This window comes from Methylobacterium sp. WL7 (assembly GCF_008040085.1).
GTDB lineage: Bacteria > Pseudomonadota > Alphaproteobacteria > Rhizobiales > Beijerinckiaceae > Methylobacterium > Methylobacterium mesophilicum.
This window is the reverse complement of sequence record NZ_VRVG01000165.1, coordinates 1-9588: the sequence shown is the minus strand read 5'-3', so window position 1 is coordinate 9588 and position 9588 is coordinate 1. Positions and strand designations below refer to the sequence as shown.

Genomic DNA, 9588 nt, shown 5'->3' with positions numbered 1-9588 from the left:
AGCCCCTACCGCGCCCCGCGGTGCAGATCCCCGTCGATCAGCAGGGCGCTGCGGTTGTCCAGGCGGGAGCGGTAGACCTGCAGGTTCTCCATCACCCGCTGCACGTAGTTGCGGGTCTCGGTGAACGGGATGCGCTCGACCCAGTCGATCACGTCGACCTCGCCCTTGCGCGGGTCGCCGTAGGCGTCGATCCACTTCTTCACGTTGCCGCCGCCGGCATTGTAGGACGCGAAGGCGAGGACGTAGGAGCCGCGCCAATCCTCCATCAGTTCGCCGAGATGGGCCTGGCCGAGCTTGGCGCAGTAGGCGGGGTCGCTGGTCAAGCGGTCGACGTCGAAGGATGTGGCGACCCGGCGGGCGGTGCGCTGGGCGGTAGCCGGCATCATCTGCATCAGGCCGCGGGCGCCGACGCCGGACTGGGCCCGGGGATCGAACTGGCTCTCCTGCCGGGCGATGGCGTAGACCATGGCCCGCTCCACCTGCGGCACCGCCGTGAAGGTCTCGTAGGTCGGGATCCCGATGGTCGGATAGGCGTGGGCGTCGAGCGGCAGGCCGCGCTGCACCGCGAGCTTGCCGACCGCCACCAGGGCGCGGGCGTCCTTCATCTCGGTGGCGAGGTCGCCGAGCGCCTGGATCTCGCGCGGGTCGGTGAGGTCCCGGGCGGCGTCGATGTAGAGCGGCAGCGCCAGGTCCTTGAGGCCGGCCTCGCCGAGCAGGCGCAGGGCCCGGATCGACAGCCGGTCCTCGAACGCCTGCCGCTCCACGCCTTCGAGGTCGGCCGGCGCGCGCAGCGGCAGGCTGGTCTGGCCGAGCCGGGCCCGGGCGACCTGGCCGTAATAGGCGATCGGCTGCAGGGCGGCGCGCTCGTAGAACGTCTTTGCCACGTCGTGCTGGCCGAGGGACTCGGCCGCCCTGCCCTGCCAGTAGGCGGCCCGCGCCAGCGAGACCGGGCTCTCCGCGATGGTCGCCATCCGGGCGAAGTGCTGCGCGGCGCTCGCCGGGTCGCCGGCAAACCGCAGGGCGATCCAGCCGGCGTGGAACTCCGCCTCCAGGCGCTTCTCGGGGGTGCGGGCCGCGTGGCCGCTCGCCACCGTGAAGGCGGTCCTGGAATCGCCGAGGTCGAGGAGCTTGCGGGCCACGATCCGGCGCTCGACCCACCACTCGTCGCCGTCGACCAGCACGTCCGGGTTGCTGGGCGCCGTGGCCAGGATCGCGGCGGCCTCCTCGGGCTTGTCGGCCCGGCGGAAGAACTGCGCCCGGGAGAAGATGTAGGAGGCGTCCCCGCGCAGGGAGGGCGGCACCGCGGCGAGCGCGGCCGGCCCGCCGGCCTTGTCCTCGACGGCGCGGCGGGCGCGCACGAGGCTGGCATAGCCGCCGCCCGCGTAGCCGGCGGCCCGGCCGGCGCTCTCCCAGTCGTCCTTCAGGAGCGCCCGCTCCATCCGGTAGCGGTGGTCGATCCGGGTGAGCACGCCCGGGAACGCATCCTGGACCTTGGCCTCCAGGCTCTTGCCGAAGCTCTCGGTCCGCCACAGGTCGTGGACGATCTCGGCGGCGTCGCCGTCGAAGCCGTCGGCCCGCAGGGCCAGCGCCAGGGCGAACTTGCCCGGCGCGCTCACCGGCTTGGCGGTGGCGAAGAAGGCGCGGACCAGGGCCGGGGGCTTGCGCTCGGACAGCAGCGCCTCCTCGGCCCGGCGGCGCAGCAGCGGCCCGGCCGGCCAGGTCGGGTTGGCCCGGGTGAAGGCGACGGTGCGGGCGAAGCCGATGCCGGCGCCGGCGCGGATCGCCACCCATTCGAGCAGCGCCCGCGCGGCCGGATCGGTAAAGCCGTCGCGCATCCGGTCGCCGTCGGCGACCCGGCCCTTGCGGTAGAGGTCGATGGCGCCGCGCAGCAGCGTCGGGTCGGTGTCGCCCGCGCTCTTCGGCTTGCCCGGGTCGGGGACCTCGGGCACCGGGGCGGCCGGCGTCACCGCGGCGTCGGGCAGCGGGAACGCCACGGGGGCGTCGGGATCGGCGGACGCGTACGCGGTGGCGGCGGCCGGGATCTTGACGGCGGCCTCCTCGCCCCGGTCCGAGCCCTTCTCGCCTCCCTTGGCGGTCTGGGCCGGATCGAGCTTGAGGGCGTCGGCCGCGACCGGGTCGGCGACAAGATCGGCCTCGGTGCTCCGGGTCTGGGCGGGCGACAGGGCGGCGTCGCTCGAGGGCGGCGTCGGCTGCGAGGCGGGCGCGTCGGTGCCGGTCTGGCCGACTTGGCCGGCCAGCGCGACCCCGAGGGTCGTGACGACCCCAAGGGTCGTGACCAGCGCGACCGCCGCCAGCGGCGTGCGCGTCGAGGCCAGCGCTCGGATCAGTGGACCGCGGATCGACTGGGCTCGGATCACGTTTCCCCCCTTCTCGCGACCGGAGTGGAAAGAAATGAAGATCGGCGCGGGGGCATTAAGAACCCGTAAACCCTCGCCACGATCTGTTTGCGCACCGTGGCGCGACCTTCTATGTCTGCCCGTCCGCCGCCGAACGGCGTGCCGGACGCGCGGCCCCGAGAACGCCGGGACACGCCATTCCGCCGAGACCCCAGCTGAGCCTCTTTGGGACGCCTGAGATGACCGAGATGACCGGGAGCCGCCTGCGGGGCTCGCTCACCGCGCTTGTGACGCCGTTCCGCGACGGCGCCTTCGACGAGGCCGCGTTCCGGACATTCGTGCGCTGGCAGATCGAGCAGGGCAGCCACGGCCTCGTGCCGACCGGCACCACCGGCGAGAGCCCGACCCTCACCCATGCCGAGCACGACCGGGTGGTCGAATCCTGCATCGACGAGGCGGGCGGGCGCGTCCCCGTGGTGGCGGGCGCGGGCTCCAACTCCACCGCCGAGGCGGTGGCCCGGGCGCGCCACGCCGAGCGCGCCGGCGCCGACGCCGTCCTGGTGGTCACGCCCTACTACAACAAGCCGACGCAAGAGGGTCTCTACGCCCACTTCAAGGCCGTCAACGACGCGGTCGGCATTCCGATCATCATCTACAACATCCCGCCGCGCTCCGTCGTCGACATGAGCGTCGAGACGATGACCCGCCTGTTCGAATTGAAGAACATCGCCGGCGTGAAGGACGCGACCGCCAAGATCGACCGCGTCAGCCAGCAGCGTCAGGCCATGGGGGCGAACTTCCTCCAGCTTTCGGGCGAAGATGCGACGGCGCTCGGCTACAACGCCCAGGGCGGCCACGGCTGCATCTCGGTGGTGGCCAACGTCGCGCCGCGCCTCTGCGCCGAGTTGCAGGACGCCTCGCTGGCGGGGGACTACGCCAAGGCGCTGGCGCTCCAGGACCGGCTGTTCCCGCTCCAGAGCGGGCTGTTCGCCGAGGCCAACCCGGGCCCGACCAAGTACGCGCTGGCCAAGCTCGGCCACATGACCGAGGACCTGCGCCTGCCGCTGGTGCCGGTCTCGGAGGCGACGCGCCGCATCGTGGACGACGCCCTGCGCCACGCCGGCCTTCTGGAAGGCTGAGGAGAGTCACGAAACATGGCCCCGAAACCGGAGCCCAGTCGGCGCGTCGTCGCCGACAACCGCGCGGCGCGCTTCCACTACACGATCGAGGACACGCTCGAGGCCGGCATCGCCCTGACCGGCACCGAGGTGAAGTCCCTGCGCGGCGGCAAGGCGACCATCGGCGAGGCCTATGCGGGCCCCTCCGGCGGCGACCTGATGCTGTTCAACTGCTACATCCCGGAATACCTGGAGGCGAACCGCTTCAACCACGAGCCCAAGCGCCCGCGCCGGCTGCTGCTGCACCGCCGCCAGATCAACAAGCTGATCGGCGCGACCCAGCGCCAGGGCTACACGGTGGTGCCGCTGAAGATCTACTTCAACGACAAGGGCCGGGCGAAGATCGAGCTGGGGCTGGGCAAGGGCAAGCAGGCGCACGACAAGCGCGAGGCCTCCAAGGAGCGCGACTGGCAGCGCGACCGGGCGCGGCTGCTCCGGGACCGGGGGTAGGGTTTCGGGACGGCGGCCGTTTCAGGTTCGCGGGCGGACGCGTTCGAGGCGGCTCCGCGCCGTCGCGTCGCGCGCTTCCGACAACAGGGTGTTCCAGTCGTCGGGAGGTTTGCCGGAGCGCAGCATCTTCCGGAACACCGCATAGGCATCCGATCGGCTTCCGTAGGCCCGCAGCATCCGATCGTCGTTCGCCCAGGCCAGCACGATCACTCTGAGCCCATCCGCGTCCCTGTAGCGAAAGAAGAGCCGGTATTGCTGGAGGAATTTCGCGCGGAACCAGTGCCTGTGCCTGGCGCCAAGCGTGTCGCCCTGGCGGTACTCGGTTCGGGTCGGATCCTCGGGAATGACCGCGAAAGCGACCTTCAGGACCGCGGCCAGCAGCTTCGCGCTGCGCGTCTTCCGATAGCCGTCGGGATCTTTCGCCTTCGCGTCTTCGACCTGCAAGATCAGGTCCTCCAACTGATCGAGAAACAACGGATGCGCATAGATCGCCCATCCGCTGACGACCAGCGGCGCGCCGCTCACGCCTCATCATCCGGGAGCGCGCTATCGAGATCGACCTCGATCCCATCGACCAGGGCCGCTGCGCGCGCATACAGATCCTGAGAGACCGGCTCGATGGCCTGCGGGCGTGTCTCGATGTCCCGCTCGAGCAGGGCGAGGAACGGGCGGAGCGCAGGATCCTCCGCGGCCTGCGGATCCGCCCCTTTCGCGACGGTAATCGTGCCGTCGGCGAGGGTTCGGAACACGATGGGTCCCGCATTCTTCAGTCCCAGCATCCGCCGAATCGCCGCAGGCACGGTCGTCTGGCCCCGTGCGGTGACCGTGGCTGGAATCTCCAGAATCTCGGCTGCCTTCGCCATCGCACGCACCCCGATTCCCATCCTGGAAATGTAATGCATTTGCATTGCGGATCGATCAATCCCAGCGGTTCACAGTCGCCGGTATCGGAAATCGTCGCGTGGGATGAGCGATTCGCCTTTGGCCGCCGGCGATCTACTCTGGCGGCAGCAGAGGAGCCGCCCATGACCGATCGTCCCGACAGCCTGCCCGCCGACCTCCCCGCCCCCGTGGATGACGGCGCGGCCGATCACCTGCGCGGGATGAAGCTGCCCGACGTGGCTCTGACCGCCACGGACGGGCGGACCGTCTCGCTGGCGAAGCTCTCCGGCCGCACGGTGGCCTATGCCTATCCCCGCACCGGCACGCCGGGGAAGCCGGCCCTGACGCCGGACTGGGACGCGATTCCCGGCGCCCGGGGCTGCACCCCGCAGGCCTGCGACTTCCGCGATCACCACGCCGCGTTGAGAGAGCGCGGCGTCGCGCAGGTCTTCGGCCTTTCGACCCAGACCGGTGCCGACCAGCGCGAGGCCGCCGAGCGGTTGCGCCTGCCGTTCCCGCTGCTGGCCGACCCGCACCGCGCCTTCGCGATGGCCGCGCGCCTGCCGGTGTTCGAGGCGGGCGGGCAGGTGCTGCTGCGCCGCCTCACCCTGGTGATCGACGACGGCGTGGTCGCGCGGGTGTTCTACCCGGTGTTCCCGCCCGACCGCAGCGCCCGGCAGGTGATCGACTGGCTCGACGGCGGCAGCGCCTGAAGATCAGCCTTCCTCGGCGTCCGGCTGGCGGATGCCGTAGCGGTTCTCGAGGGCCGGGCTCGGGCGGGCTTCGCCGCGGTAGCGGCTGGCGGTCTCGCCGGGGGCCCGGACCGGGCGCTCGCTCGGCTCCCGGCCGATGCGGTTCGACAGGCTCGCCAGATCCACGAACTCGTCGGCCTGCCGGCGCAGCTCGTCCGAGATCATCGCCGGCTGGGTCTGGATGGTGGAGATCACCGTCACCTTGACGCCGCGCCGCTGCATCGCCTCGACCAGCGAGCGGAAGTCGCCGTCGCCGGAGAACAGCACCATGTGGTCGATATGCGGGCTGAGTTCGAGGGCGTCGATCGCCAGCTCGATATCCATGTTGCCCTTGTACTTGCGGCGGCCCATCGAGTCCGTGAACTCCTTCACGGGCTTGGTCACGACGCGGTAGCCGTTGTAGTCGAGCCAATCGATCAGCGGCCGGATCGAGGAATATTCCTGATCCTCGATCATCGCGGTGTAGTAGAACGCGCGCAGCAGGTTGTCGCGAGCCTGAAATTCCTTGAGCAGTTTTTTGTAGTCGATATCGAAGCCGAGGGCCTTGGTGGTCGCGTAGAGGTTCGCGCCGTCGATGAAGAGGGCGCTGCGCTGCGGTGCTGCCATGGATGGGTCGAATCCTGAAGAATACGGGTTGTCGGAAATCGTGTGCTGAAACGGCTGGTCGAGGTCCGGGGCTGAAAACCCGGGGCCGCATCGTCGCGATCGAATACCGAGACGGATTGAAATCCGGGACGCGTAAGCACGGTCCCCTTCCGGGCGACCGTCACCCGGGCGGGCCAACCATTCGGTTGAAACGCAGCTGTGTCAAGTCAATCGCAGGGGATGTGCCTCTTGCGGCGCCGATCGCGCGCGCGCGCGAAGGCGTTCATCGTATCCCGGTGTATACGCCCGCGCCACGACGGCCCTTTACCGAGGTTGGACTGGAAAACCTGAGATCTGCCCCGCGCCGGGGCGTCGGCTGGTCTCAGCCGTTCACCCGTTCGACGCTGTTGACCGGTCGCTTGCCGCGCAGCTCCGCGATGATCGCCGTGAGGTGCTGGAGGTCCCAGACCGACAGGTCGATGGTGATGTCGGTGAAGTCCTGGGTGCGGCGCTTCATCGAGATGTTGTCGATGTTGCCGTCGTGGTCGGCGATCACCTGGGCGATCTGGGCGAACACCCCCGGCTCGTTGATCGACTTCAGCGCCAGGCGGGCCGGGAATCGCTCGCTGCCCGAGGCCTCGGTGTCCCAGCGGACGTCGAGCCAGCGCTCGGGCTCGTTGTCGAAGGCGGCGAGCGCCGCCGACTGGATCGGGTAGACGGTCACGCCGACCCCGGGGGTCAGGATGCCGACGATCCGGTCGCCCGGGACCGCGCCGCCGTTCGGCGCGAAGGTCACCGGCAGGTCGCCGGCCAGGCCCCGGATCGGGATGGCGTCGCTGCGGCCTTCGCTACCCGGGAAGGTCAGCCGCATGGTCTGGTCGGCCGAGCGCACGAGCCGGCCGGCCCCGTTCAGCGCCCCCTGCGAGGAGGGCCGGCGCTCGTCGCGGTGGTCGGGATAGACCGCCCGGACCACGTCGCCGGAAAACATCTCGCCGCGCCCGACGGCGGCGAACACGTCCTCGGTGGTGGCGCGGGCCAGCCGCGGCAGCGCCCCGCGCAGCTTGTCCTCCGAGAAGGTCTTGGCCGCGCGTTCGAACGCCCGGTCGAGGATCTGGCGGCCGAGCCCGGCATATTGCCGGCGCACCGCCGTCCGGGTCGCCCGCCGGATCGCCGCCCGGGCCTTGCCGGTCACCACCAGGGATTCCCAGGCGGCCGGCGGCGAGGCGCCGTCCGACCGGCTGATCTCGACCTCGTCGCCGTTGGCGAGCTCGTGCAGCAGCGGCGCCATGCGGCCGTTGATCTTGGCGCCCACCGCCGAGTTGCCGACGTCGGTGTGCACCGCGTAGGCGAAGTCGATCGGCGTCGCGCCCCGCGGCAGGGCGATCAGCCGGCCCTTCGGGGTGAAGCAGAACACCTGGTCCTGGAACAGCTCCAGCTTCGTGTGCTCCAGGAACTCTTCCGGGCTGTCGCCCTCGGCCAGCAGCTCGATGGTCCGGCGCAGCCACTGGTAGGCGCCGCTCTCGGCGGCCAGCTTCGGGTGGACGCTGCCCGGCTCCCTGGGCACGTCCTTGCCGAGTTCCTTGTAATGGGCGTGCGCCGCGATGCCGTATTCGGCGATGTCGTCCATGGCGCGGCTGCGGATCTGCAGCTCGACGCGCTGGCTCTTGGGCCCGATCACCGTGGTGTGGATCGACCGGTAATCGTTCTGCTTCGGGGTCGAGATGTAGTCCTTGTACCGGCCCGGCACCATCGGCCAGCTGGTATGGACGATCCCGAGCGCCGCGTAGCAATCCTGGACCGTGTCCACGATCACCCGGAAGCCGAAGATGTCGGAGAGCTGCTCGAAGGCGACCGACTTGCGCTCCATCTTCGACCAGATCGAGAACGGCCGCTTCTGCCGGCCGCTGACCTCGGCGGTGATGCCCTGGGCCGACAGCTTCTCGGTCAGCACCTGCGCGATGGTCTCGACCACCCGCTCGGACTTGGCGGTGAGGCGGGCGAGCCGCTGCGTGATGGTGGCGTAGACCTCCGGCTCGATGTTGCGGAAGGCCAGGTCCTCCAACTCCTCGCGCAGCTCCTGCATCCCCATCCGGCCGGCGAGCGGCGCGTAGATGTCCAGGGTCTCCTGGGCGATGCGGTGGCGCTTGTCCTCCCGCATGTGGTGGAGGGTACGCATGTTGTGCAGGCGGTCGGCGAGCTTGACCAGCAGCACGCGCACGTCCGCGGCGACCGCCAGGAGCAGCTTGCGGAAGTTCTCGCCCTGGGCGGCCTGCTTGGAGACCAGGTCGAGCCGCTTGAGCTTGGTCAGCCCGTCGACCAGCGCGCCGATCTCCGGCCCGAACAGCCGGCGGATCTCCTCCAGGGTCGCCTCGGTGTCCTCCACGGTGTCGTGCAGGACCGCGGCCACGATGGTGGCGTCGTCGAGGTGGAGGTCGGTGAGGATCCCGGCGACTTCGAGGGGATGCGCGAAGAACGGGTCGCCGGACGCGCGCTTCTGCGTGCCGTGCGCCTGCATGGCGTACACGTAGGCGCGGTTGAGCAGCGCCTCGTCGGCGGCCGGGTTGTAGCGCTTCACCCGCTCGACGAGTTCGTACTGGCGCATCATCCGCCGGGACGTCGTCGGTTCCTGGGTGGCACGCGGGGTCGGGATCACGGCCGACTCTCCCGCAACGGGCGTGCCGGCGCCAGCCCCCGGCGGGGGAAAAGCGCCGGTTGCGACGGTTTCGCCGTCCGAACGCAAGAACCCGGCGTCTCCGCCGGGTCCGGTCGCGGTCAGGTCGTGATCATCCAGACCCACGTGGTGCGGCTCGCTTTCCGAGGCTTACACGCCCCTACTCGATGCTCGGGCTCACTCGCCCTCGTCGTCGGTCTCGACCGGCGGGGCGAGGTTCTCGAGGCCGCGCAGCAGGTCCTCCTCGCTCATGCGGTCGAACTGGACCGCCCCATCGTCGCTGGAGGATTGCGGGGCCACGGCGGCGGCGGCCGGCGAACTCGACAGCAGCGGCACGGTCTCGGCCTCCGGCTCGTCGACCTCGACGTATTTCTGCATCGAGTGGATCAGCTGTTCCTTGAGGTCGTCGGCCGTGATCGTCTCGTCGCCGATCTCGCGCAGAGCCACGACGGGGTTCTTGTCGCGGTCGCGGTCGATGGTGAGCGGGGCGCCGGCGGCCAGGAGGCGCGCCCGGTGGCTCGCCAGGAGCACCAGCTCGAACCGGTTCTCGACCTTCTCGATGCAGTCTTCGACGGTGACGCGCGCCATGCGGGGCGGCTCCTCAGCTTAAGCGACGGGTGATGTCGGGTGTGGCCGCACTCTACACGGAATGCCGTTGTGCAACAAGCACAGCGGGTTGCGCCCGGCGCGCGTCTGGCGGGCGCGGGGACGGG

At 70.4% G+C, this 9588-nt stretch carries 9 protein-coding genes; 3 read left to right on the top strand and 6 right to left on the bottom strand.

Translation table 11 applies throughout. The features are described from left to right. Positions 1 to 5 precede the first annotated feature (5 nt). Positions 6 to 2258 (bottom strand): transglycosylase SLT domain-containing protein, encoded by a 2253-nt coding sequence (locus FV233_RS26250; protein WP_246690089.1) that lies wholly within the window; start codon positions 2256 to 2258, stop codon positions 6 to 8. Between the two features lie 338 nt (positions 2259 to 2596). Here FV233_RS26250 and dapA point away from each other — a divergent pair, with 338 nt between their 5' ends. Continuing rightward, positions 2597 to 3496, top strand: a complete 900-nt coding sequence (gene dapA / locus FV233_RS26245; RefSeq protein ID WP_147899260.1) for a 4-hydroxy-tetrahydrodipicolinate synthase — start codon at positions 2597 to 2599, stop codon at positions 3494 to 3496. Between the two features lie 15 nt (positions 3497 to 3511). Further along, positions 3512 to 3985 carry an SsrA-binding protein SmpB gene (gene smpB, locus FV233_RS26240; protein ID WP_092043114.1) on the top strand — a complete coding sequence of 158 codons (474 nt, stop codon included), beginning with the start codon at positions 3512 to 3514 and terminating at the stop codon, positions 3983 to 3985. A 21-nt stretch (positions 3986 to 4006) separates the two neighbouring features. Here smpB and FV233_RS26235 read toward each other — a convergent pair whose 3' ends face one another. Next, positions 4007 to 4510 carry a type II toxin-antitoxin system YhaV family toxin gene (locus FV233_RS26235; RefSeq protein WP_147899259.1) on the bottom strand — a complete coding sequence of 168 codons (504 nt, stop codon included), beginning with the start codon at positions 4508 to 4510 and terminating at the stop codon, positions 4007 to 4009. Next, the gene (locus FV233_RS26230) at positions 4507 to 4848 is read right to left on the bottom strand and encodes a type II toxin-antitoxin system PrlF family antitoxin (RefSeq protein ID WP_147855513.1); all 342 of its coding nucleotides are present in this window, start codon (positions 4846 to 4848) and stop codon (positions 4507 to 4509) included. The genes FV233_RS26235 and FV233_RS26230 overlap by 4 nt, the downstream gene beginning before the upstream one ends. Positions 4849 to 5010: 162 nt before the next feature. Here FV233_RS26230 and FV233_RS26225 point away from each other — a divergent pair, with 162 nt between their 5' ends. Next, positions 5011 to 5580, top strand: a complete 570-nt coding sequence (locus FV233_RS26225) for a peroxiredoxin (RefSeq protein ID WP_147899258.1) — start codon at positions 5011 to 5013, stop codon at positions 5578 to 5580. 3 nt (positions 5581 to 5583) lie between these two features. On the opposite strand, the gene FV233_RS26220 is transcribed toward FV233_RS26225, so the two are convergent. From FV233_RS26220 to rpoZ, 3 genes are all read right to left on the bottom strand, one after another. Then, complete coding sequence (locus FV233_RS26220; protein ID WP_147855511.1) at positions 5584 to 6225, bottom strand: NYN domain-containing protein; 642 nt, start codon at positions 6223 to 6225, stop codon at positions 5584 to 5586. A gap of 361 nt (positions 6226 to 6586) precedes the next feature. Continuing rightward, positions 6587 to 8809 (bottom strand): bifunctional (p)ppGpp synthetase/guanosine-3',5'-bis(diphosphate) 3'-pyrophosphohydrolase, encoded by a 2223-nt coding sequence (locus tag FV233_RS26215; protein WP_147855516.1) that lies wholly within the window; start codon positions 8807 to 8809, stop codon positions 6587 to 6589. Between the two features lie 243 nt (positions 8810 to 9052). Beyond that, the gene (rpoZ, locus tag FV233_RS26210; RefSeq protein WP_147855510.1) at positions 9053 to 9463 is read right to left on the bottom strand and encodes a DNA-directed RNA polymerase subunit omega; all 411 of its coding nucleotides are present in this window, start codon (positions 9461 to 9463) and stop codon (positions 9053 to 9055) included. Positions 9464 to 9588 lie beyond the last annotated feature (125 nt).

Coding starts and splice junctions, on each gene's coding strand:
- FV233_RS26225 (WP_147899258.1), top strand. CDS start 5,011: ATGACCGATCGTCCCGACAGCCTGCCCGCCGACCTCCCCGCCCCCGTG.
- rpoZ (WP_147855510.1), bottom strand. CDS start 9,463: ATGGCGCGCGTCACCGTCGAAGACTGCATCGAGAAGGTCGAGAACCGG.
- FV233_RS26230 (WP_147855513.1), bottom strand. CDS start 4,848: ATGGCGAAGGCAGCCGAGATTCTGGAGATTCCAGCCACGGTCACCGCA.
- FV233_RS26220 (WP_147855511.1), bottom strand. CDS start 6,225: ATGGCAGCACCGCAGCGCAGCGCCCTCTTCATCGACGGCGCGAACCTC.
- FV233_RS26215 (WP_147855516.1), bottom strand. CDS start 8,809: ATGATGCGCCAGTACGAACTCGTCGAGCGGGTGAAGCGCTACAACCCG.
- smpB (WP_092043114.1), top strand. CDS start 3,512: ATGGCCCCGAAACCGGAGCCCAGTCGGCGCGTCGTCGCCGACAACCGC.
- dapA (WP_147899260.1), top strand. CDS start 2,597: ATGACCGAGATGACCGGGAGCCGCCTGCGGGGCTCGCTCACCGCGCTT.